This is a genomic window from Amycolatopsis sp. NBC_00345, from assembly GCF_036116635.1.
GTDB lineage: Bacteria > Actinomycetota > Actinomycetes > Mycobacteriales > Pseudonocardiaceae > Amycolatopsis.
Map to the genome: position 1 here is coordinate 2661024 of NZ_CP107995.1, position 22409 is coordinate 2683432.

Annotated in this window: 19 protein-coding genes; 14 read left to right on the plus strand and 5 right to left on the minus strand. The window is 71.5% G+C overall.

The features are described from left to right. Positions 1-107: 107 nt before the first annotated feature. Genes OG943_RS11835 through ligD form a run of 4 tightly spaced genes read left to right on the plus strand, consistent with a single transcriptional unit; the run spans position 108 to position 5691 of the window. On the plus strand, positions 108-1592 hold the full coding sequence (locus OG943_RS11835) for a hypothetical protein (protein WP_328609781.1): 1485 nt from the start codon (positions 108-110) through the stop codon (positions 1590-1592). Positions 1593-1628: 36 nt separating this feature from the next. Next, a complete protein-coding gene (locus OG943_RS11840; protein ID WP_328609782.1) occupies positions 1629-3173 on the plus strand; it encodes a hypothetical protein in 1545 nt (514 codons plus the stop codon). Positions 3174-3183: 10 nt separating this feature from the next. Further along, entirely contained in the window at positions 3184-4713 is a 1530-nt protein-coding gene (locus OG943_RS11845) for a hypothetical protein (protein WP_328609783.1), read from the plus strand. Between the two features lie 36 nt (positions 4714-4749). Beyond that, on the plus strand, positions 4750-5691 hold the full coding sequence (gene ligD, locus OG943_RS11850; protein ID WP_328609784.1) for a non-homologous end-joining DNA ligase: 942 nt from the start codon (positions 4750-4752) through the stop codon (positions 5689-5691). Between the two features lie 102 nt (positions 5692-5793). On the opposite strand, the gene OG943_RS11855 is transcribed toward ligD, so the two are convergent. Beyond that, entirely contained in the window at positions 5794-6987 is a 1194-nt protein-coding gene (locus OG943_RS11855; protein WP_328609785.1) for a thiolase family protein, read from the minus strand. 146 nt (positions 6988-7133) lie between these two features. Between OG943_RS11855 and OG943_RS11860 the strand changes: the two genes are divergently transcribed. The 3 genes from OG943_RS11860 to OG943_RS11870 all read left to right on the plus strand — a co-directional run bounded on the left by OG943_RS11860 (position 7134) and on the right by OG943_RS11870 (position 12936). Then, positions 7134-7571, plus strand: a complete 438-nt coding sequence (locus tag OG943_RS11860; RefSeq protein ID WP_328609786.1) for a winged helix-turn-helix transcriptional regulator — start codon at positions 7134-7136, stop codon at positions 7569-7571. A 333-nt stretch (positions 7572-7904) separates the two neighbouring features. Next, positions 7905-11864, plus strand: coding sequence for a discoidin domain-containing protein (locus OG943_RS11865; protein ID WP_328609787.1), 3960 nt, complete (start codon positions 7905-7907; stop codon positions 11862-11864). A gap of 178 nt (positions 11865-12042) precedes the next feature. Next, positions 12043-12936, plus strand: a complete 894-nt coding sequence (locus tag OG943_RS11870; protein WP_442874707.1) for an SDR family oxidoreductase — start codon at positions 12043-12045, stop codon at positions 12934-12936. Here OG943_RS11870 and OG943_RS11875 read toward each other — a convergent pair. Beyond that, entirely contained in the window at positions 12878-13543 is a 666-nt protein-coding gene (locus OG943_RS11875) for a TetR/AcrR family transcriptional regulator (RefSeq protein ID WP_328609788.1), read from the minus strand. The two genes, OG943_RS11870 and OG943_RS11875, sit on opposite strands and share 59 nt — an antisense overlap. A 107-nt stretch (positions 13544-13650) precedes the next feature. Here OG943_RS11875 and OG943_RS11880 point away from each other — a divergent pair, with 107 nt between their 5' ends. Next, entirely contained in the window at positions 13651-14889 is a 1239-nt protein-coding gene (locus OG943_RS11880; protein ID WP_328609789.1) for a lipase family protein, read from the plus strand. A 54-nt stretch (positions 14890-14943) separates the two neighbouring features. Here OG943_RS11880 and OG943_RS11885 read toward each other — a convergent pair whose 3' ends face one another. Together OG943_RS11885 and OG943_RS11890 are read right to left on the minus strand one after the other, a co-directional pair. After that, the gene (locus OG943_RS11885) at positions 14944-15147 is read right to left on the minus strand and encodes a DUF6186 family protein (protein WP_091613970.1); all 204 of its coding nucleotides are present in this window, start codon (positions 15145-15147) and stop codon (positions 14944-14946) included. Then, positions 15144-15752, minus strand: coding sequence for a hypothetical protein (locus OG943_RS11890; protein WP_328609790.1), 609 nt, complete (start codon positions 15750-15752; stop codon positions 15144-15146). Before OG943_RS11890 ends, OG943_RS11885 begins: the two co-directional genes overlap by 4 nt. 254 nt (positions 15753-16006) lie before the next feature. Between OG943_RS11890 and OG943_RS11895 the strand changes: the two genes are divergently transcribed. The 6 genes from OG943_RS11895 to OG943_RS11920 all read left to right on the plus strand — a co-directional run bounded on the left by OG943_RS11895 (position 16007) and on the right by OG943_RS11920 (position 21399). Then, positions 16007-18370: a glycoside hydrolase family 95 protein gene (locus tag OG943_RS11895; protein ID WP_328609791.1), complete on the plus strand. Its 2364-nt coding sequence runs from the start codon at positions 16007-16009 to the stop codon at positions 18368-18370. A 77-nt stretch (positions 18371-18447) separates the two neighbouring features. Continuing rightward, positions 18448-18816: a DoxX family protein gene (locus OG943_RS11900; RefSeq protein ID WP_328609792.1), complete on the plus strand. Its 369-nt coding sequence runs from the start codon at positions 18448-18450 to the stop codon at positions 18814-18816. Positions 18817-18971: 155 nt separating this feature from the next. Then, entirely contained in the window at positions 18972-19826 is an 855-nt protein-coding gene (locus OG943_RS11905) for a LysR family transcriptional regulator (RefSeq protein WP_328609793.1), read from the plus strand. Between the two features lie 130 nt (positions 19827-19956). Further along, positions 19957-20307 carry an ArsR/SmtB family transcription factor gene (locus tag OG943_RS11910; RefSeq protein WP_328609794.1) on the plus strand — a complete coding sequence of 117 codons (351 nt, stop codon included), beginning with the start codon at positions 19957-19959 and terminating at the stop codon, positions 20305-20307. Beyond that, entirely contained in the window at positions 20285-20779 is a 495-nt protein-coding gene (locus OG943_RS11915) for an SRPBCC family protein (RefSeq protein ID WP_328609795.1), read from the plus strand. Before OG943_RS11910 ends, OG943_RS11915 begins: the two co-directional genes overlap by 23 nt. Beyond that, positions 20776-21399, plus strand: coding sequence for a dihydrofolate reductase family protein (locus OG943_RS11920; RefSeq protein WP_328609796.1), 624 nt, complete (start codon positions 20776-20778; stop codon positions 21397-21399). The genes OG943_RS11915 and OG943_RS11920 overlap by 4 nt, the downstream gene beginning before the upstream one ends. Before the next feature lie 8 nt (positions 21400-21407). Here OG943_RS11920 and OG943_RS11925 read toward each other — a convergent pair whose 3' ends face one another. Then, positions 21408-22316 carry a cobalamin-binding protein gene (locus OG943_RS11925; protein ID WP_328609797.1) on the minus strand — a complete coding sequence of 303 codons (909 nt, stop codon included), beginning with the start codon at positions 22314-22316 and terminating at the stop codon, positions 21408-21410. Positions 22317-22409: the final 93 nt, after the last annotated feature.

The following is a 22409-nucleotide window of genomic DNA, read 5'->3' on the forward strand; positions in this document are numbered from 1 at the left end:
TCTAGAGTCCCCAGACCATGTCGGTGGATGAGTCAGTGGTCACGATGCCGGAGGACGCGGGCAGTCGCGTCAAGCCCCGGTCGCACAGTGCCGTACGGTCACGCTCCGTGCGCTTTCGATGGTTGCCCTGGGCCGCGGCCCTGCTGGGCCTGCTGACGTTCCTGCTCGTGCGCGGGAGTTTGACCGACGACGGTTACATCACGCTGTCCTACGCGAAGAACCTCGCGCTGCACGGCGAATGGGCCCTCGTGCCGGGCAGCACGGCGAACTCGGCCACCTCGCCGCTCGACGTGCTGCTGCTCGGCCTGCTCACGTTCGTCACCCGGATCACCGGCGCGGCGCACCCGGTGTTCGCGCTCGGCGCGCTGACCGTGCTGTCGAGCGGCGCGCTCGGCTGGGCGTGGCTGCGGCTGACGCGCGCGTTCAAGCTCGCCTCGTGGGTCGGGCTGCTCGGCGTGGTCGTGGTCGTGGTGAACCCGTTCCTGCTGTCGGCGACCGGGCTCGAGGTCCTGCTGGTGCCGGCGATCCTGATCTGGCTCACCGTGTTCGCGGTCGAGGGCAGGCCGGTGCTGTTCGGCGTGGCCGCCGCGCTCACCGTGCTGACCCGGCTGGACCTGATCGTGTTCGTCCTGGTCATCACCTTCTGCTCGGCGGGGATCCGCAAGCACTTCTGGCGCGCGTTCGGCACCGCGGTGCTGGTGGCCGCGCCGTGGTTCCTGTTCAGCTGGTTCGCGCTCGGCTCGTTCATCCCGGACACCCTGGTGATCAAGCAGGACCAGGACGGCCTGTTCGGCGCCTGGGGCTACTTCAGCGGCCCGATGATGTACTTCCTCTACCAGCCGGTGACGGTGATGCTCACCTTCGCCTCGGCGCTCGTCGGCGTGGTCGTGCTGCTCGCGTGGCTGGGCGTGCGGTTCGCGCGGCGGTGGGAGGACTTCCCGGCGCTCGCCCCGGTGGTCGGGCTCGGCGCGGGCGGGGTCCTCTACTACATCGTCTACTCGACGCTCGGGGTCGGTCCCTACCACTGGTACTACGTGACGCCGGTGGTCACCACGGGCATGTTCGGCGTGCTGCTGGCGGGGGTGTGGCTTTCGAAAGCCGAGGAGAGCCCGGAACTTCGCCCCGGCCCGCCGCGGCTGGCGCTCGGCCTCGCCTGGGTCGTCGTGGCGAGCACGATCGTGCTGGACCTGGCGCAGGGCGTGCCGTGGCCGTCGCCGGTCATCTTCGGCAACTGGGCCAGCTCGACCGACTACGCCCGGGTCGGCCAGGCGCTCGGCAAGCGGCTGAACGGCGCTTCGGTCGCCGGGCCGGGGGAAATCGGCACGCTCGCGTACTACTGCGACTGCCAGATCCTCGACGTGTTCTCCGACCGCAGCCAGGTCGCGGACATCGTCCGGAAGCGGCTCGCGGACAGCGGTGAGGTGACCCGGCTCGGCCTGCGCATCAATTACCACTGGTTCGATCGGGCGCAGCAACCGCGCCCGGTAGACTACCGGCTCCTCTACGACAAGGGCCCGGCTTCCGGTCCCGACTCGTGGACGGTGTACTCGGCGGCCAAGGGTGTCGGCCACTTCACGCTGGTGCGCGCGTAATGCGCATCGGCCCGACCCCGCGAGGGAACCCGACCCGTGCCCTTGACCGAATCCGTGCCCGCAGACCCCGGCTCCGCCGTCACCACTGAGAGCCCGCGCGACGGGCGGCAGTGGCTGCTGCCCGTCGTCGTCGCGGTGCTTTCGGCGGGCGCGTTCGCCCTCTTCCGGCCGCACCTGATCGACGACACGTTCATCACGCTGTCCTACGCCCGGAACCTCGCGTTCCACGGGCACTGGGGCCTGATCGAGCTGGGCACGTCGAACACGGCGACCTCGCCGCTGAGCGTGCTGGTGCTCGGCGCGCTCACCTTCGTGGTGCGGAACGCCGTGCTCGCCGCCGGGATCCTCTACGTGCTGTGCCAGGTGGTCATCGCCGCCGGGCTGCGGCGGGTGGGGGACCGGGCGGGCCTGCCGTCGTGGTTCTCGCCGCTGGCCGTCCTGCTGCTCACGGTGAACCCGCTGCTGATCTCCTCGATCGGCCTCGAGGTGGAGTTCGGCGCGGCGGCGGTGGTGGCGCTGCTGGTCTTCGCCGTGGAACGGCGGCCGGTGCTGCTCGGCGTGGCCGCCGGGGTGCTGGTGCTGATCCGCGTGGACCTGGTGCTGCTCGCGCTGGCGATCTTCTTGCTGCGTAAGCGGTTCTGGGCCGGGATGGGCAAGTCGGTCCTGGCCGCGCTGGTGGTCACGGTCCCGTGGTTCGCCTTCAGCTGGGTGGTGCTCGGCTCGGCGGTGCCGGACACGCTGATCATCAAGACCCTGCAGAAGTCCTGGGGCGCCTACGACTTCTCGAACGGCCCGGTGCTGTACGCGGGCGAGTACCCGTGGGCGACCTGGCTCTCGTTCCTGCCGGCGGCGCTCGGCGCGTTGGCCTTCCTCGGCTGGCTGGCGACGCTCGCTCGCCGCGGCCCGGCCTCGGCCGCGCTGCTGCCGTTCGGCGCGCTGGTCCCGGCCGGGGTCCTGCACTACCTGGCGTACTCGCGGCTGCACGTGCCGCCGTACCACTGGTATTACGGGCCGAGCATCGTCGTCACCACGATCTTCCTGGCCGCGGCGGTCGCGGCGCTGGCCGGGCGCGCGCCGGTGCCGTTACGCCGGGCCGGGGGGATCCCGGCGGCGCTGGCCGCCGCCGCGCTCGTGGTCGCCGGGGTGGGGAACTACGTCTCGACCGGCCTGCCGCGGGCGTTCGCGCCGATCATGTCGAACCACACCACCACCGCGCAGTACGAGCAGATCGGCGCCGAGCTGGGCAAGCTCGTCGGCCGCGGGACGGTCCGCAGCGGCGGGGAGATCGGCGTGCTGGCCTACAGTTGCGGCTGCTCGATCGTCGACCTGTTCGACGACCGCGGCGCCGTCGGCCCGGCCATCGAGCAGCGCAAGGCCACCACGAGCGAGCTCGGCCAGAAGCTGATCGATCTGAACTTCGAGTACTTCGACTACGGCGTTCCGCCGATCACGCCGGAATTCGCGCTCACCCCGACGCGGCTGGGGCAGCCGGCGCCGGCGAACGCGTTGGCGCACTGGCGGATCGCGTCCCCCTGGGCGGGCACGCAGGAGCTGTACCTCGTACGAGCGGACGGAGCCTGAGATGCACACGATGACCCCCGTGGCGGAAGCCGGGGAAGTTCCGAGACCCGGCCGCGGCCGGTCCCTGCTGTGGCCGGCCGCGGCCGCCGTCGTCTCCGCCGTGGTGTGGCTGGGCGTGCGCGGGAGCCTGATCGACGACTCCTACATCACGCTCGGCTACGCCCGGAACCTCGCGGAGCACTTTCACTGGGGCCTGGTCGGCGCCGAGACGGCCAACTCGGCCACCTCGCCGCTGAACGTCATCCTGCTCGCGCTCGGGGGCACGCTGACCAGGGTCGCCGGCGGGCAGGTGCACCCGGTGGCCGGAGCCGGCATCGTGTTCGTCGCCGCGATGACGGCCGTCGGCTGGTCCTGGGCGCGGATCGCCCGCGCGTTGCGGCTGCCGTTCGGCACCGCCGTCGCGGGCACCGCGGCAGTACTGGTGAACCCCTTCGTGCTGTCGGCGACGGGCCTGGAGGTGCAGCTGATCTCGGCCGCCCTGCTGCTGCTCACGGCATACGCGCTGGAGGGCCGCGCGGTCGGCTTCGGCGTGGTCGCCGGGTTCGCCGTGCTGGTGCGGCTGGACCTGGTCATCTTCGTGGTGCTGCTGGCGCTGGGCGTGGGCGCGCTGCGCCGCCGGCTGCTGCCGCTGGTGGCGGTCGCGCTCGCGGTCTGCCTGCCGTGGTTCGTGTTCAGCTGGTTCGCGCTCGGCTCGGCCATCCCGGACACGTTCCTGATCAAAACCACCCAGGGCGCGTTCGGCGAGTACAGCTACGGCAACGGCCCGGCCTACTACCTGGACCCGAAACGCTGGAAGGCCACGCTGGTCTCGTTCGCGCCCGCGGTGGCGGGGCTGCTGGTGCTGCTCGCCTGGCTGGGCCGGCTCGGGGTCAGGCGTCGCGGGGCCGAGCGGTTCGGTCCGGTCGGGGTACTCGGCCTCGGCGGGCTGGCCTACTACGCGGCGTACTCGGGCCTCGGGGTGCCGCCGTACCAGTGGTATTACGTGGCGCCGATCGTCGCGCTGACGACCGTCTTCGTGGTGGGTGCCGGGTATCTCGCCACGCTGGCGCGGGGACGGGCCGGGCTGCGCGGGACCGCCGTGACAGTGGCGGGCCTGGCGGCCGCGGCGGCGGTGCTGCCGGCCGGGTACCTCGACGTGCACCGGGGCGTGCCGTGGACGACGCCGCCGATCTTCGGCAACTGGTCGACCTCGGCCGACTACGCGCGGGTCGGCCGGGCGGTCGGCGCACTGGTCGGCGACGGCACGGTGGCCGCGCCGCCGGAAATCGGGACACTGGCGTACTTCTGCGAGTGCACGATGGTGGACACCTTCGCCGACCAGGGCCGGGTGGTCCCGCTCGTGGACGCGCGCATCGCGGAGTCCGGCGCGGTGGGCGGCTTCCTGCTGCGGCTGGACTACCACTGGCTCGACCGCGCGCAGCGGCCGCGGCCGGTGGACTACCGGCTGCAGTGGAGCTGGACGCCGATCTCCGGCCCGGACACCTGGCAGCTGTACTCGCCGGCCACGGGTGACGGCTGGGTGCGGCTGGTCCGCGCCTGATCGCGGGCGGCCGTACCAGCGGCTACCGTCACCACCATGGCCAAAGACTCGGCGGTGGAGCTCGAGGTCGGGGACCGGACGGTGCGCGTCTCGAGCCCGGACCGGGTGTACTTCCCGGCGCGCGGCGAGACGAAGCTCGACCTCGTCCGGTACTACCTCTCCGTCGGGGACGGGATCGTCCGCGCGCTGCGGGAGCGGCCGTGCATGCTGCACCGGTTCCCGTCCGGCGTCGCGGGGCAGAAGGTGCACCAGAAGCGGGTGCCGAACGGCGCGCCGCCGTGGCTGGAGACCGTGCGCGTGCACTTCCCGCGCTACGGCCGGCACGCCGACGAGCTGTGCGTGACCGAGCTGGCCCACGTGGTGTGGGCGGTGCAGATGTCCACTGTGGAGTTCCATCCGTGGAACTCGCGCCGGGCCGACACGGAGCAGCCGGACGAGTGGCGGATCGACCTCGACCCGATGCCGGAGTGCGGGTTCGACACGGTCCGCCGGGTCGCGCACGTGACGCACGAGGTCCTCGACGAGCTCGGCGCCGTGGGCTGGCCCAAGACCTCCGGTGGCAGCGGGCTGCACATCTACGTGCGGATCGAGCCGCGGTGGGGCTTCGCCGAGGTGCGCCGCGCCGCGCTGGCGTTCGCGCGCGAGGTGGAGCGGCGCGCGCCCGACGAGGTGACCACGACCTGGTGGCGCAAGGACCGTGACCCGAAGAAGCTGTTCGTGGACTACAACCAGAACGCCCGCGACCACACGATCGCCAGCGCGTACTCGGTGCGCGGCGTGCCCGAGGCGACGGTCTCGACGCCGATCCGCTGGGACGAGGTCGACGACGTCGAACCGCGCGAGTGCACCATCGCGACGGTGCCCGCGCGGTTCGCCGAGCTGGGCGACCTGCACGCGGGCATCGACGACACGGCGTACTCCCTGGACACCCTGCTGGAGTGGGCGGACCGCGACGGGCTGGAAGCCGAAGAGTCCTGAGTTGTTGGCCCTGAAGGCCACCTTGAGGGTCGTATCGGCCCTGAAGGTGGCCTTCAGGGCCGGGCGTGCCCTCATGGTGGCCTTCAGGGCACGTCCACCAGCTCAGAGCCGTTCGATGATGGTCGCGTTGGCGAGGCCGCCCGCCTCGCACATCGTCTGCAGGCCGTAGCGGCCGCCGGTCTGCTCCAGCACGGACAGCAGGCTCGTCATGAGCCGCGCGCCGCTCGCGCCGAGCGGGTGGCCGAGGGCGATGGCGCCGCCGTTGACGTTGACTTTCGCCAGGTCGGCGCCGATCTCGGCCTGCCAGGCCAGTACCACGCTGGCGAACGCCTCGTTGACCTCGAAGGCGTTGATGTCGGACAGCTTCAGCCCGGCGCGGTCGAGCACCTTGCGGGTGGCCGGGATGACGCCGGTGAGCATGTACAGCGGGTCGTCGCCGACGACGGCGAAGGTGTGCAGCCGGGCGCGGGGCTTGAGGCCCAGCTTCTTCGCGGTGTCGCTGCTGGTGATCAGCACGGCCGCGGAGCCGTCGTTGATCGGCGAGGCGTTGCCCGCCGTCACGTGCCAGCCGAGCTGCGGGAAGCGCTGCTCCCAGTGATCCGCGCGGAACGCCGGCCGGAGGCCCGCCAGGATCTCGGGGGTGGTGCCCGGGCGCACGGACTCGTCCGTGGTCACGTCCACCAGCGTGCCGTCCGGCCCCGGCGCCTTCAGTGCGGCGACCTCACCGGCGAACTTCCCGTCGTGCCAAGCCGAAGCGGCCCGGCGGTGGCTTTCGGCCGAGTAAGCGTCGAGCTGCGCGCGGGTCAGGTTCCAGCGCTCGGCGATCAGTTCGGCGCTGATGCCCTGCGGCACCAGGCCCTCGGGATAACGCGCGGCGACCCCCTGGCCGAACGGGTCCTGGCCGGCCACCTGGCTGCCCATCGGCACCCGGCTCATGGACTCGACACCCGACGCGACCACCACGTCGTACGCGCCGCTGATCACCCCCTGCGCGGCGAAGTGGATCGCCTGCTGGCTGCTGCCGCACTGACGGTCGACGGTCACCGCCGGCACCGACTCCGGCAGGCCCGCGGCGAGCGCGGCCCAGCGGGCGGTGTTCATGCTCTGCTCGCCGATCTGGCCGACCGCGCCGCTGATCACGTCGTCGATCCGCGCCGGGTCGATGCCGGTCCGCTCCACCAGTGACCGGAGGACGTGCGCGTGCAGGTCGACCGGGTGCACCCCGGCCAGCCGCCCGTTCGGCTTGCCCTTCCCGATCGGCGTGCGTACCGCGTCGATGATGACTGCGTCCGTCATGAGCCTGCCTCCTCGTCGAGAACTCAGTTCTACGCCGAGTCGGTTGGAAAAGACAACTGGCTGGACGTACGTTGTCGGACACCTCACAGTCCAGCGTTGACGTGCTAGGTTGGGTTTTCAATCTCAGGTGTGCGGAGGTGGCTCGGATGGCGGCGCGCGGACGCGAGTGTTCGATCGCGGAGGCGCTCGAGGTGGTCGGCGAACGGTGGAGCCTGCTCGCCCTGCGCGAGGTCATGCTGGGGGAGCGGCGGTTCAACCAGATCGCCGAGAACACCGGCGCCAGCCGGGACATCCTCGCCGCCCGGCTGCGCAAGCTCGTCGATGCCGGCGTGCTGGAGAAGCGCCAGTACGAGGACCATCCGCCGCGGTTCGAGTACCGGCCGACCGAGGCCGCCCGCGCGCTGCAGCCGATCCTGCTCGGCCTGATGCAGTGGGGCGACAAGTACGTCCACCAGGGCCCGCCGCCCACCGTGTACGAGCACGACTGTGGTGAAGAGCTGAAGCTGGCCACGGTCTGCGCCCACTGCGGCGAGCCCCTCAAGGCGGGCTCGACCCACACCGTCCGCCTCGGCGCGGTGCGGTAACCGCCTCTTCTCGATCACCAGGACACGCCGCGCGGCCCACCGGTCGCGCGGCGTGTCCTTTTCGTGCGCCGCGAACCGTTGACTTGGGCTCGACCGCACTGTAATTCTTGAACGAATCAGTGCAAGAAGACGACAGGTCACTGAGAATCAGCAGCAGCACCGAGGAAGATCTCGCCCCCTCAACGGAGAGGTGCCCGGTGAAGACGGTCCCCGCTGCGCGCGCGCCGCCCGTGCGCACCCCCCGCGCATATCCCCGCGCCTCGTGTTCTCCTCGCTCCCGCGCCCGGCCGCGGGCCCCCCGTCTCCCCCTCCCCACGGACCTGAGGAAAGCTCATGAGACCGAAGCGACTGTTGCCGCGCGCGGCGACGTTCGCCACCCTGTCCCTCCTCTTCGCGAGCACCGCCGTGCTCGTCCCCGCCACCGGCTCGGCCGCCCCCGCGGCCACCGCGAGCAGCTCCGCGTCGTCGGCGGCGGCGCTGAACGACGGTGACCAGGACACCGTCTGGCAGAGCGCCGCCCTGCCGCAGTGGGCCCAGCTCGACCTGGGCCACGCGAGCAGCATCGACGGCGTCACCCTGAAGCTGCCCGCGGGCTGGGCGGCCCGGAAGCAGACCCTCACCCTGCTCGGCAGCCTCGACGGCGAGCAGTTCTCCACGATCGAGAGCTCGGCCGGCTACACCTTCGACCCGGCCGCGAAGAACACCGTCGACCTCCACTTCGCCCCGACCATGACGCGGTACGTGCGGGTCGACGTCACCGGCAACAGCGGCGCGCCCGTCGGACAACTGTCCGAAGTGGACGCTCACCCGTCCGCCGTGGGCCCGGCCGCTGCCGCGACGTACACCGCGTCCAGCTCGCTGGGCGCGTACCCGGTGGCCAACGCGACCGACGGAAACCAGGCCAGCTACTGGGAAAGCGCGAACAACGCCTTCCCGCAGTGGGTGCAGGCCGATCTCGGATCGGCGGTCAGCACCAGCCAGGTGGTCCTGAAACTGCCGACCGGCTGGGAGGCCCGCACCGAGACGCTCTCGGTCCAGGGCAGCACGGACGGCTCGTCGTTCAGCACGCTCGTCGCCTCGGCGGGCTACCGCTTCGACCCCGCGTCCGGCAACACCGTGACGGTCGACTTCTCCGCGACGACCACGCGGTACGTCCGGCTGAACATCACGGCCAACACCGGCTGGGCCGCCGCGCAGCTCTCGGAGTTCGAGGTGCACGGGCCCGCGACGGGTGACACGCAGGCGCCGTCCGCGCCCGGCAACCCCGCCCTCACCCAGCCGGCCACCGGGCAGATCCGTCTGACGTGGACCGCCGCCACCGACAACGTCGGGGTGACCGGCTACGACATCTATGCCAACAACACCTTGCGAAGCAGCGTTGCGGGCAACGTGCTGACCTACACGGACAGCCAGCCCGACGGCACCACGGTGGCGTACTTCGTGCGCGCCAAGGACGCGGCGGGCAACCAGTCCGGCAACAGCACGACCGTGACCCGCACCGGCAGCCAGGCCGGCACGAACCTCGCGCTGGGCAAGGCGATCACGGCGTCGTCCACGGAGTTCACCTTCGTCGCGGCGAACGCGAACGACAACAGCCTGACCACCTACTGGGAGGGCGGCGGCGGGACCTACCCGAACCTGCTCAGCGTCGCGCTCGGCTCGAACGCCGACGTGAACCAGGTCGTGGTGAAGCTCAACCCGGACGCCTCGTGGGGCAACCGCAGCCAGACGTTCGCGATCGAGGGCCGCGAGCAGGCCTCGTCGGCGTTCACCACGCTGGTGGCCGCGGCGAGCTACGCGTTCAGCCCGGCCAGCGGCAACACGGTGACCATTCCGGTCAGCGGCCGGGTCGCCGATGTCCGCCTGCGGTTCACCGCGAACACCGGCGCCGGCGGCGGACAGGCCGCGGAGTTCCAGGTCTTCGGCGTGCCCGCGCCGAACCCGGACCTGACCGTGACCACCCTCGGCTGGACGCCGGCCGCGCCGGTCGAGTCCGACCCGGTGACCGTCTCCGCGACGGTGCGCAACGCCGGGACGCTGGCCTCCGGGGCCACCGACGTGAACCTGTACCTGGGCACCACGAAGGTGGGCACCGCGCAGGTCGGCGCGCTCGCGGCGGGCGCGTCCAGCACCGTGTCGGCGAACATCGGCACGCGTGACGCGGGCAGCTACCAGCTCACCGCGAAGGTGGACGAGGACAACAAGGTCATCGAGCAGAACGAGGGCAACAACAGCTTCACGGCGCCGAACGCGCTGGTCGTCACCCCCGTGCAGAGTTCCGACCTGGTGCCGGCCACCGGCTGGACGCCGAACAACCCGTCCGCGGGCAACACCGTCACCTTCTCCACGTCGCTGAAGAACAACGGCTCGGTCGCTTCGGCGAGCGGCGCGCACGGGATCACCGTGACCGTCTCGGACGCGACCAGTGGCGCGGTGGTCAAGACGCTCACCGGCTCGTACTCCGGCGCGATCGCGGCCGGCGCGTCGACCGGCGCGGTCAACCTCGGCACCTGGACGGCGGGCAACGGCAAGTACACCGTGAAAACGGTCGTGGCCGTGGACGCCAACGAGCTGCCGGTGAAGCAGGCCAACAACACCGTGACCCAGTCGCTGTTCGTGGGCCGCGGCGCGAACATGCCGTACGACTCGTACGAGGCGGAAGACGGCGTGGTCGCGGGCGGCGCGCAGGTGATCGGGCCGAACCGGACGATCGGCGACCTCGCGGGTGAGGCCTCCGGCCGCAAGGCCGTCACGCTGAACTCGACCGGCAGCTCGGTCGAGTTCACCACGCGGGCGTCGACGAACACCCTCGTCACGCGGTTCTCCATCCCGGACTCCGCGGGCGGCGGCGGGATCACCTCCTCGCTGAACGTCTACGTCAACGGCACCTTCCTCAAGGCGATCGACCTGACCTCGCACTATTCGTGGCTCTACGGCGCGGAAACCGGCCCGGGCAACTCGCCCGGCGCGGCCAGCCCGCGGCACGTCTACGACGAGGCGAGCCTGCTGCTCGGCACCACCGTGCCGGCGGGCAGCAAGATCAAACTGCAGAAGGACGCGGCCAACAGCACGAACTACGCGATCGACTTCGTGAACTTCGAGCAGGCGACCGCGCAGGCCAACCCGGACCCGGCGCACTACGCGGTGCCGGCCGGCTTCACCCAGCAGGACGTGCAGAACGCGCTCGACAAGGCGCGGCAGGACAGCACGCTCACCGGCGTCTACCTGCCGGCGGGCGACTACCAGATGTCGGGCAAGGTCCAGGTGTACGGCAAGGCGCTCAAGGTCGTCGGCGCCGGCCCGTGGTTCACCCGGTTCCTCGCGCCCTCGGGCCAGGAGAACACCGACATCGGGTTCCGCGCGGACGCGACGGCGAACGGCACCACGTTCTCCGGCTTCGCGGTGTTCGGCAACTACACGTCGCGGATCGACGGCCCCGGCAAGGTGTTCGACCTCTCGAACGTCTCGAACCTGACCATCGACAACATCTGGGTGGAACACCAGGTGTGCATGGTGTGGGGCACCAATGTGGACGGCACCACGATCCAGAACTCCCGGATCCGCGACACCTTCGCCGACGGGATCAACCTCACCAACGGCAGCACCGGCAACCACGTGACCAACGTGGAGGCCCGGTCCACCGGTGACGACAGCTTCGCGCTGTTCGCCGCCACCGACAACAACCCGGGCAACCAGTTCGACAACGTGTTCGAGAACCTCACCGCGCTGCTCCCGTGGCGCGCGGCGGGCCTGGCGGTGTACGGGGGTTACAACAACACCTTCCGCAACCTCTACATCGCCGACACGCTGGCGTACTCCGGCATCACCATCTCGTCGCTGGACTTCGGCTACCCGTTCCTCGGCTTCGGGCCACAACCGACGACGGTGCAGAACGCGTCGATCGTGCGGGCCGGCGGCCACTTCTGGGGCGCGCAGACGTTCCCCGGGATCTGGATGTTCTCGGCGTCGAAGGAGTTCCGCGGCATCCGGGTGTCCGATGCGGACATCAGCAGCCCGACCTACAGCGGCATCATGTTCCAGACGAACTACGTCGGCGGGCAGGCGCAGAACACGTTCCAGGACACCCAGCTGACCAACATCAGCATCACGGGCGCCCAGCGCAGCGGGGACGCGTACGACGCGAAGTCCGGCTTCGGGCTGTGGGCCAACGAGCTGCCGGAGGCGGGCCAGGGCCCGGCTGTCGGCTCGGTGAGCTTCACCAACCTGACGATGAGCGGCAACTACCAGGACATCAAGAACACGACCAGCACCTTCACGATCAACCGCAACTAGTACCGCGAGTCAAAGTCCGTCAAGGCCTCCTTACCAGCGTCCCACGCGGGTAAGGAGGCCTTGACGGACTCCGCACCAAGGACGTGAGTGATGAGCGCTGCCGGGCAGCCCGCTGTCGTGCCAGGATGGCCGGGTGCAGCCGCCCGGGGCGGGCGGCGGAGGCGGGAAGGTGGCCGGCGTGCCGGAACGGATCCTGGTGACCGGGGCGACCGGTCAGCTCGGCAGTGTGGTCGTGGAGCGGCTGGCGGGGGAGCGCCTGCGCGCGCTGAGCCGGCGGCGGCACACCGGGAACGCGGCGGCGCGGGACGGCGGCGGCGCGAGCTGCCCGGGTGGCGATCGCGGCGAGGATCGTGACGGCTCGGGCGGCGGTCGCGGTGCGAATGGCCCGGGAAACGGCGGCGGCGTGGACTGGGTGGTCGGCGACCTGCGGACCGGGCGCGGGGTCAACACCGCGCTGGCCGGCGCCGACGTGGTCGTCCACTGTGCCACCGACTACTGGGCCACCGATTACCGGCGCGAGGTCGAGACCGTGCGGACGCTCGTGGAGGCCGCGCGCTGGGCGGGGACGTTGCCGCACCTGGTGTACGTCTCGATCGTCGGCGTGGACCGGGTGCCGCTCGGGTACTACCGCGCGAAGCTCGCGGCCGAGGAGCTGATCGCGGGCTCCGGGCTGCCGTACACGATCCTGCGCGCGACGCAGTTCCACGCGCTGGTCCGGACGATCCTGGCGGGCGCGGCCCGGCTGCCGGTCGTCCCGGCGCCGAACTGGCGGTTCCAGCCGGTGGACGTCCGCGACGTCGCCGGGCGACTGGCCGAGCTGGCCGTCGGCGATCCCGCGGGCCGGGTGCCCGACTTCGGCGGGCCCGAGGTGCGGCCGGCCGCGGACCTGGCGCGGGCGGTGCTCGCCGCGTCCGGGCGCAGCCGCCGCGTGCTGCCGGTTCGCTTACCGGGCAAGCTTTTCGGCGCCTACGCCGCGGGCGGCAACCTCGCGCCGGACCATGCGGACGGCGTGATCACGTTCGACCAGTACCTGGCGGAGCGGACGGATCCGGCGGCGTTGCGTTACCGCTGACCTCCCGCGGGGTCACCAGGAGCTTCAGCACGTCGCTGAACAGCGTGTCCGGCACGGCGGCGGCCTCGACACCGCGCTCCACGGCCAGCCCGTTGGACAGCGCGAGCACCACCACCGCCAGCTGCTCCGGCGGCAGCGGCAAGTCGAGGCCGTGCTGTGACGCGGCTTTGGCTATCGCCGTGGTGACGGCTTCGCGCAGCTGGGCGCGACGCCGCGCGAGTCCGCTGTGGACGGTCGGGTTCCGCATCGCGATGCCCCAGTACTCCAGCAGCAGCCGGTGCCACGTCGCGTCGGTGTCGATGCCGCTCGCCAGCCGCGCGCCGGCCTCCGCGGTGGCCTCGTCGAGGTCGGCCAGGTCGCTGAACACCGTGGTGGCCAAGTGCATCCGGTCGACGATGTGCTCCTCCATGATCGTCAGCACGAGGTCGTCGCGCCCGGAGAAGTTCGAGTAGACCGCGCCCTTGGTCAGCCCGGCCGCGGCCGCGATCTCGTTCAGCGACGTCGCCGCGATGCCCTGGCGGGCGAACACCTCGGTGGCGGCGTCGATGATCCGACGCCGGGTTTCGGCCCGGGCCGGGCGGCGGCGTGGGGCAGGAGAGGCAGCCATGGCCGTCACGCTACAACCCCCTCACCTGGAGGTTTTTCATTGACTGTGATCCAGGTCATCTGGTAGGCATCTCACTCGATACCGGTCGGTATCGAGTAGGAGGTCTCGTGCCCACTGTCAGCGTCGACATCCGCCGAAAGCTCTCCGCACTCGCCAGCACGCTCGCCGCCGTGGCGCTCACCGCCACGGCCCTGACCGCGGCCGCGCCGCCCGGGGCCGCCGCCGCGCTGCCGCCGAACCCCGCGGACGACCCGTTCTACGCCCAGCCCGCGCCGTTCCCGGACGCCGCGCCGGGCACCGTGCTCGACTCGCGCCCGGTCACCATCCGCGCGCTCACCCTGCCCGTGCCCGTCCAGGCGTGGCAGGTGAAGTACCGCTCCAACGACACGCGCGGCAACCCGATCGCGGACGTCGCGACGGTCCTGCAGCCGTCCGGCCCCGCGCCGTCCGGCGGCCGGAAGCTCGTGTCGTACCAGACCGCGCAGGACGGGCTCAGCACCGACTGCGCGCCGTCGTACGCACTGGCCACCGGCACCGCGCTCCCAGCCGAAGAGCTGGCGCTGATGCTTCCGCTGGCGGCTGCCGGGTACACCGTGGTCACGGCCGACTACGAGGGCCCGAACTCGGAGTGGACCGCCTCGGTCAACACCGCCCACGGGGTGCTCGACGGCATCCGCGCGGCCCAGTCGTTCGGCCCGGCCGGGCTCGCGGGCCCGGCCACGCCGACCGGGCTGATCGGCTACTCGGGCGGCGCGCTCGCGAGCGAATGGGCCAACGAGATCCAGCCGTCCTACGCGCCGGAGCTGAAGTTCGCCGGCGTCGCGGCCGGCGGGGTGCCCGCGGACCTCGGTTACGTCGCCCGGCGCATCGACGGCGGGCCGTTGTCCGGGATCTACATCGGGGCCGCCGTCGGCCTCAGCCGCGCGTACCCGGAGATCAACACGGACCAGCTGCTGAACGCCCGTGGCAAGCAGGCCTGGGCCGACACCGGGAAGCAGTGCATCAACCAGTTCAGCGTGAGCCAGGCGTTCCGCCGGATGAGCGACTACACGACGGTGCCGCAGCTGCTCGACGTGCCCGCGGTGAAGCAGGTGATCGCCGAGAACACCATGGGCCGCTTCAAGCCCGGCTCGCCGATCTACTTCTACCAGGGCATCTTCGACGAGCTGGCGCTCACGCCGCCGGTGGACAAGCTGGTGAGCACCTATTGCGCGCAGGGGGTTCCGGTGCAGTACAACCGGATCCCGGTCGGCGACCACGTCACGGTCGCGGTGCAGGGCGCGCCCGGCGCGCTGGCCTACCTGCACGACCGGCTGAACGGCAAGCCCGCGCCCAGCAACTGCTGAAGCGCGGCGGGCGGTGCGTCACGGCCGGGGGAGGGCCGGAACGCACCGCCCGCGTCAGCTCTGCACGAAGAAGTGCCAGCCGACCCACCACCACGCGAGCACGAGCGCGATCCGCGTCGAGCGCTTGCGCATCAGCGCGGCCAGCACGGTGGTGAGCGGCGGGATCTTCTTCGGGAACAGGTGGCTCGCGCCCCACAGGGCCACGGCGGCGAACACGATCACGCCGAACCCGATTTCGGTGACTAGCCTGCTGTTCACGCCCGCCTCCTCGCCGCGGCGGCGCGCAGCATGGCCAGGCCGGCGGCGGCCCAGACGCCGAGCGCCAGCGCCTGCACGACGCGGTTGTCCAGCATCGGGTCGACCAGGTCGCTCATCGTCGGATGGGTGAGCGAGAGGCCGCCGGCCGCCTGCTCGTAGACGAACGAGACCAGCTCCCAGACACACCAGCCGACGGCCACCGCGACCCAGACCCAGCCACGCCGGGGCGCCGGGTCCGTCGCGGGCACGGACGGCTCCCGCCACTCGAGGACCAGCGCGCCGAGGCCGATCGCGGAGACGGTCAGGAGCATCGGCACGGTCTCGCGGCCGAACACCAGCGCCACCAGCGCGACGGCCACGACCAGGCTGAGCCCGGGCAGCCGCGCGGGCGCGCCCAGCATCGCCGAGTCGCCCAGCCCGGCGGCGCCGTGGCGCTCGGTGAACAGCAGCAGGACGGCGGCGGCGAAGAAGATCAGCGCGTCGGCCGGCGCGCCCCGGATCCAGTGCGCGAGCGCGGCGATCACCAGCCCGGCGACCGGCAGGTCCACGGCGAGCCGGCTGCGGTCGTACTCGGCCGGGCGGTCTTCGGGAGAGTGGAAAGCCATCTGCGACGTGCCCCTTCGCGTGCCGGTCCTGCCCCATGGCAACACCGGATCGGGTGCTCGGCTTCCCCTGACGGGTGTGATCTGGTCGCTGTCCCCTGTTCTGGACAACCGCGGTTCCCGCCGTTCGGCGTGGACGTTAATTCGGAAGATTCTTGACCGGGTTCGGGCAGACATCATATGTTTGCCGGGCTGCACGACCACAGTCACGACCGCATCCCGACCGGTTTCCGCCTTCAACGCCGAACGGACCCGTCATGCCGAACCTCCCTGTGCCCCCCACCCGGCGGACCTTCCTCAAGCTCGGCGGAGCGGTGGGCGCCGGCTTCGCTTTGAGCGGGTTTCGCCCGTTCACCGCGCAAGCCGCGCCCGCCCGCCCGGCGACCGCGGACCTCGTCGCCGACCCCGCCGCGACCACGCTCTGGTACCCCGCGCCGGCGGTGGAGGAGCACGTCATCGAGCAGGCCCTCCCGATCGGGAATGGTCGGATCGGTGGCCTGGTCGGCGGAGACCCCGCGGCGGACTTCCTCTACTTCACCGACGCGTCGCTCTGGACCGGCACGCTCAACGACGAGCTGGACTCCGACGGCCAGTTCCCCTACGAGCGCGTCCAGTTCGGCAGCTTCGGCCTGCTCGCCAAGGTGCGGCTCAAGATTCCCGGGCACACCGGGGTGTCCGGCTACCGGCGCGCCCTGGACCTGAGCAACGGGCTGGTCACCGCGACGTACGGCGTCGGGGGCGCGAAGTACCGGCGTGAGGTCTACGCGAGCCATCCCGACGACGTCGTGGTGATCCGGCTGAGCCAGCAGGGCGGCGGCTCCTACACCGGCTCGGTGACGCTGGAGGGGACCCGCGGCGAGACGCCGACGGCGGGCGACGGGGTCGTCTCGCTCGGCGGCAAGTTCGACAACGGGCTGAAGTACGCCTCCGTCGTCACCGCCGCGAGCCGGGGCGGCCGGGTCGCGGTCAACGGCACCGACGTCACCTTCACCGGCTGCGCCGAGGTGGTGATCGTGGTCTGCGGCGGCACCAACTACGTGCCCGACGCCGCGCGCGACTACCTGGACGCGGCGGCGGAACCGTCCACAGTGGCCGCCGGCAAGGCGAAGGCCTCGGCCGCCGCGTCCGGCACCGCGCTGCTGGCCACGCACGTCCAGGACTACCGGCGGCTGTACGAGCGGATGACCGTCGACCTGGGACGGTCGCCGGACAGCAAGCGCGCGCTCGACTCGTGGTCGCGCCTGACCGCGCGCCACGCCGATCCCGCCACGCCCGACCCCGAGCTGGAAGCCAGCTACCTGCAGTTCGGCCGTTACCTCGTGATCACCGGCTCGCGCGACAGCCTGCCGATCAGCCTGCAGGGGCTGTGGCTGAACAACAACACGCCGGACTGGATGAGCGACTACCACACCGACATCAACATCCAGATGAACTACTGGCTGCCCGACCGCGCCGGGCTGTCCTCGTCCTTCGCCGCGTTGGCCGACTACTGCCTGGCGCAGCTACCGTCCTGGAGCGACACCACGCAGCGGCTGTTCAACGACCCGCGCAACCGGTTCCGCAACTCCAGCGGGAAGATCGCCGGCTGGGCGGTGGCGTTCTCCACCAACATCTACGGCGGCTCCGGCTGGTGGTGGCACCCGGGCGGCAACGCCTGGCTGTGCAACAACCTGTGGGACCACTACGCGTTCACCCAGGACCGCGCCTACCTCGCCCGGATCTACCCGCTGCTGAAGGGCGCGTGCGAGTTCTGGGAGTCCCGGCTGATCGAGATGACCGTGGACGGCAAGGTCGTGCTCGTCGACGACGCCGACTGGTCGCCCGAGCACGGCCCGCAGGACACGAAGGGCAACACCTACTCGCAGGAGATCGTCCACAACCTGTTCGGCCACTACCGGGAGGCGACCGAGCTGCTCGGCCGCGACCGCCCGTACGGGAAGACGGTCTCCGGCCTGCAGGCGCGGCTGCACCTGCCGACGGTCAGCCCGGTCACCGGCTGGCTGCAGGAGTGGCTCTCGCCGGACAACCTCGGCGAGACGGCGCACCGGCACCTCTCGCCGTTGATCGGGTTCTTCCCCGGCGACCGGATCACCACCGACACCGCTCCGGCCGAGCTGCTGGACGGGGTGCGGAACCTGCTCGTCGCGCGCGGCATGGACAGCTTCGGCTGGGGCTGCGCCTGGCGGTCGTCCTGCTGGGCGCGGCTGAAGGACGCCGACCGCGCGTACCAGCTGTTCCTCACCGTGCTGCGGCCCTCGGTGGACAACGGCAACGGCACGGCGGCGAACTTCTTCGACATGTACAGCCAGGGCAGCTACACGATCTTCCAGATCGACGCGAACCTCGGCGCGCCGACCGCGATGCTGGAGATGCTGCTGTACTCCCGCGCCGGCGTGATCGAATTCCTGCCGGCGCTGCCCTCGGCTTGGGCGGACTCCGGGCGCGTGACCGGGATCGGCGCGCGGGGCGGGTTCGAAGTGGACCTGGAGTGGCGCCACGGCAAGGTCACGAGGGCGACCGTGCGCAGCGTCGGCGGCACCGAGACAGAGCTGCGCGCGGGGAGCTGGAGCCGGAAGATCAAGCTCCGTCCGCACCAGTCGGTCACGGTCACGCCGCACTGAGCCCGCGCGTCTCGACGGTCCGCTCTCGAACGGTATAGCGTTCAACTATTCGAGGGCGGGCTGGTCCGGGAGGCAGTATGAATATTCTGTTGTGGGTTTTCGCGGGCGTCACCGCGGCGGTTTACCTGGGCGCGGGCGGCATGAAGCTGGTGACGCCGCGGGAGAAGCTGCTGGAGAACCCGAACCTGGGCTGGGTCAACGACTTTTCGGCCGGAGCGGTGAAGCTCATCGCGCTCGCCGAGGTGCTCGGCGCGATCGGGCTGATCCTGCCCTGGGCGCTGGACATCGCGCCGGTGCTGACGCCGATCGCGGCCGTCGGCCTGGTGATCGTGGCGGCCGGCGCGATCGTGGTGCACGCGCGGCGCAAGGAGCCGAAGGCGGTGCCGGTCAACGTGGTGCTGCTGGTGCTGGCCGCTTTCGTGGCGGTGGGCCGCTTCGCCGGGTGACCAAACTGGACCGGCGTCCCGGTCACCGGTCACCGCTCGCCGGGCGCGCCTGGCCGCGCTCCGGCCCGCGTTCGGCGCGCCCGGCGGCCGGTGCCCGCCGCGGCCGCGGGAACTGGCCTACCCTGGGGGCCTGAACAGGGACGGGAGGCCCGCCGGTGGACGTCGACCTGCGGAAGGTCCGGTATTTCGTTGCCGTGGCCGAGGAACTTCACTTCGGCCGGGCGGCGGAGCGGCTGCACATCGCGCAGCCCGTGCTGTCGCGGCAGGTGCGCGCGCTGGAGGACGAGCTGCGCGCGCAGCTGTTCGTCCGGGACCGGCGTTCCACGGAGCTGACCGCCGCCGGGCGTCAGCTGCTGGAGGACAGCCGGCCGCTGCTCGCGGCGGCGGACGCGCTGAAACGGCGCGTGGCCCGGGCGGCGCGCGGCACGGCGAGCTTCACCATCGGCTTCATGCCCGGCATCACGGTCACCGAAGCCGTGCGGGCGCTGACCGCCCGCCACCCCGGGCTGGAGGTCGAGCTGGTCCGGACCACCTGGGACGACCAGACCGAGGTGCTGCACGACGGCCGGGCGGACGTCAGCGTGGTCCGGCTGCCGGTCGAGCCGCGCGGCCTGTCCGTGCGGCCGATGTTCGAAGAGCCCCGCGTCGCGGTGCTGCCGGCCACGCATCGCTTGGCGGGCAAGGAGTCCGTGAACATCACCGACCTCGCCGCGGAGCACCTGCTCAACGATCCCGACGCCGTGCCGGAGTGGCGGGACATCGCCGAGGAGCTGCGGGTCGGCGGCCGGCCCCGGGCGCACGGGTTCCACAGCATCGAAGAGAAGCTGGAGCACGTCGCGGCCGGGCTGGGGATCGCGATCGTGCCACTGTCCACTTCGGAGTACTACACCCGGGCGGACGTGGCGTGCGTGCCCGTCGCCGACCTCCCGCCGAACCAGGTGAGCCTGGCCTGGATGGCCTCCCGCCGCTCGCGGCTGATCCACGACTTCGCCGAGATCGTCACGGCCTGAGGCCCGGTGGGGGAGCCGGGCGGGCTGCTCCGCTTCAGCACGTCGACTGCGAGCGCTTGTGCTTGTGGCGTATTTAAGGTATTCCTTAAATGCACTGCTGGACGGGCCCGAGGAGGGGACGAGCACGACGATGGAAACCCTGGATCGCACCCTCGGCGCGCTCGCGCATCCGGTGCGCCGCGAGATTCTCGACCGGCTGACCGCGGGGCCGAAGTCGGTGACCGAGCTGGCCGAACCGTTCGACCTGTCGCTCCCGGCGGTGTCGATGCACATCCGCACCCTGGAGAAGGCCGGGCTGGTGACCAGGAGCCGGGACGCGCAGTGGCGGCCCTGCGCCCTCGCCGCCGAGCCCATGGGCGAGCTGTCGGAATGGCTCGAAGGCTACCGCCGGTTCTGGGAGCAGAGCCTGGACCGGCTCGACGCCTATGCGCAGACCGTGAAACGGGGGGAATCCGCCGATGCCGCGCCCACTGAGGATTGAGGACGCGCTGCTCTCGCCGCGCGAGGTCGTCGTCACCCGCACCGTGAAGGCCGAACGGAGTCTGGTGTGGCGGCTGTGGACCGAATCGCGTCATCTCGCGCAATGGTGGGGGCCGCACGGCTTCACCAATCCGGAGTGCGCGATCGACCCGCGGCCCGGTGGCCGCCTGCGCATCCTGATGCGCTCGCCGGACGGCGACGAGTACCTGAACGTCGGCACCCTGCAGGTGATCGACCCGCCGGCGCAGATGGTCTTCACCGTTGCCCTGCTGAATCCGGACGGCAGCCGCCGGCTGGAAAACCGCGTCACGGCCGATTTCGCCGCCCGTGGCCCGGAAACCGAGGTGACAGTCCGGGTAGAAGTACTGCACGCCACCCCCGAAGCGCGGGAAAACCTCGCCGGAATGAGCGACGGCTGGACCGACAGCCTGCACCGGCTGTCAGTGCTTGCCGAGGAAGGAACCGTCTCATGAGGCGACTGGTATTGAAGATGTCGATGAGCTTCGACGGGTATGTCGCCGGGCCCGGCGGTCAGATCGACTGGATCATGCGCACCCTCGATCCCGAGGCCACGGCCTGGATCGAGCAGACGCTGTGGCAGGCGGGGGCCCACCTGGTCGGCCGGCGCACCTACGCCGACATGGCCGGCTACTGGCCGACGTCCACCGAACCGCTGGCCGCCCCGATGAACGCCATCCCGAAGATCGCGTTCTCGCGATCCGGCACCCGGGAATCCGAGCCGACAACCGCGTTGCGCAATGCGGTTGACGCGCAGCGCGAGGCCGGGCTGCCCGTCGTGCCGCCGGCCGACGGCTGGGACGACACCCGCGTACTCGGCGCCGACCTCGCCGCGGAGATCGCGGCGCTCAAAGCGGAACCGGGCAAGGACCTGCTCGCCCACGGTGGCGCTTCCTTCGCCCGGAGCCTGGTCGAGCTCGGCCTGATCGACGAGTACCGGCTGCTCGTTCACCCGGTCGTGCTCGGCTCCGGGCTCGCGCTCTTCTCCGGGGTGGCCGCGTTCGACCTCACGGCCGTCCAGACGACGACGTTCTCCAGCGGGATCGTGGGAGTCGTTTTCCGGCCGGCGCGGTAACGTCGTGTTCAGATTCGCCGGGCCTCCGCAGTGGACACCGGGGGAGTGGCCTCGACCCCGTGCAGGACCGACGCCAGGATCTCGGCGCCGCGCACCACGCGGGGGCCCGGGCGGTTGAAGTAGGACGGGCCGTCCAGCAGCCAGACCTCGCCCGCGCGGACGGCGGGCAGCTGGTCCCAGCCGGGCAGCCCGGTGAGCAGGGGCAGTTCGGCAGCGGTGCGGTCCGGGGCGAAGCCGCACGGCAGTACCAGCAGAACGTCCGGGCGGGCGGCGACCACGGCGTCCCACGGCATCGGCCGGGTGTGCTCGCCGGGTTCGGCCAGCAGCGGTGTGCCGCCGGCCGCGGTGATCTGCTCGGGCACCCAATGCCCGGCGGGCCACAGCGGGTCGAGCCATTCGAGCGCCACCACCCGAGGGTGCGGCCGTCCGGCGACGCTCGCGCGGACGGTGTCCAGCCGCGCCGACAGCGCCCGCACCCGTTCGCGGGCCAGCGCGGGAACGCCCAGTGCGTCGCCGAGAGTCGTGACGCAGCCGAGCACTTCGGCCAGCCGCCGCGGTTCGAGGCTCAGCACCCGCGGCCCGGCGTCGAGCATCCGCACGGCCTCGGCGACGCGGGTGTAGGAGACGGCGCAGACCTCGCACAGGTCTTGCGTGAGGACCAGGTCGGGGGCGAGCCCGGCGAGCCGCGCGGTGTCCACGGAGTAGAGGGACGAGCCGCGGTGCGCCGAGCCGCCCACGGCGTCGGAGATCTCGCGGCTGGAGAGCACCGCGTCGTCCAGATCGGCAGCGGTGACCACGGGGACCGCCTCGACGCCCGGCGGCCAGTCGCACTCGTGGGTGCGGCCGACCAGGTCATCGAGCCGGCCCAGCTCCGCGACCAGGTCGGTCGCGGCCGGAAGGAGCGAGACGATCCGCATGCGTCCACCGTAGACCCGGCTACGGGAGACTTCTGTATAACGCCCTATACGGCCTGGCGCTCGCGTCGAGACTGGAGCGTCGGTTCCGGCAGG

Bases quoted from the DNA above. Each gene is read 5' to 3' on its own strand.
- OG943_RS11895 (WP_328609791.1), top strand. From the start codon at position 16,007: ATGCCGAACCTCCCTGTGCCCCCCACCCGGCGGACCTTCCTCAAGCTC.
- OG943_RS11910 (WP_328609794.1), top strand. From the start codon at position 19,957: ATGGAAACCCTGGATCGCACCCTCGGCGCGCTCGCGCATCCGGTGCGC.
- OG943_RS11855 (WP_328609785.1), bottom strand. From the start codon at position 6,987: ATGACGGACGCAGTCATCATCGACGCGGTACGCACGCCGATCGGGAAG.
- OG943_RS11925 (WP_328609797.1), bottom strand. From the start codon at position 22,316: ATGCGGATCGTCTCGCTCCTTCCGGCCGCGACCGACCTGGTCGCGGAG.
- OG943_RS11845 (WP_328609783.1), top strand. From the start codon at position 3,184: ATGACCCCCGTGGCGGAAGCCGGGGAAGTTCCGAGACCCGGCCGCGGC.
- OG943_RS11890 (WP_328609790.1), bottom strand. From the start codon at position 15,752: ATGGCTTTCCACTCTCCCGAAGACCGCCCGGCCGAGTACGACCGCAGC.
- ligD (WP_328609784.1), top strand. From the start codon at position 4,750: ATGGCCAAAGACTCGGCGGTGGAGCTCGAGGTCGGGGACCGGACGGTG.
- OG943_RS11900 (WP_328609792.1), top strand. From the start codon at position 18,448: ATGAATATTCTGTTGTGGGTTTTCGCGGGCGTCACCGCGGCGGTTTAC.
- OG943_RS11875 (WP_328609788.1), bottom strand. From the start codon at position 13,543: ATGGCTGCCTCTCCTGCCCCACGCCGCCGCCCGGCCCGGGCCGAAACC.
- OG943_RS11915 (WP_328609795.1), top strand. From the start codon at position 20,285: ATGCCGCGCCCACTGAGGATTGAGGACGCGCTGCTCTCGCCGCGCGAG.
- OG943_RS11920 (WP_328609796.1), top strand. From the start codon at position 20,776: ATGAGGCGACTGGTATTGAAGATGTCGATGAGCTTCGACGGGTATGTC.
- OG943_RS11865 (WP_328609787.1), top strand. From the start codon at position 7,905: ATGAGACCGAAGCGACTGTTGCCGCGCGCGGCGACGTTCGCCACCCTG.
- OG943_RS11860 (WP_328609786.1), top strand. From the start codon at position 7,134: ATGGCGGCGCGCGGACGCGAGTGTTCGATCGCGGAGGCGCTCGAGGTG.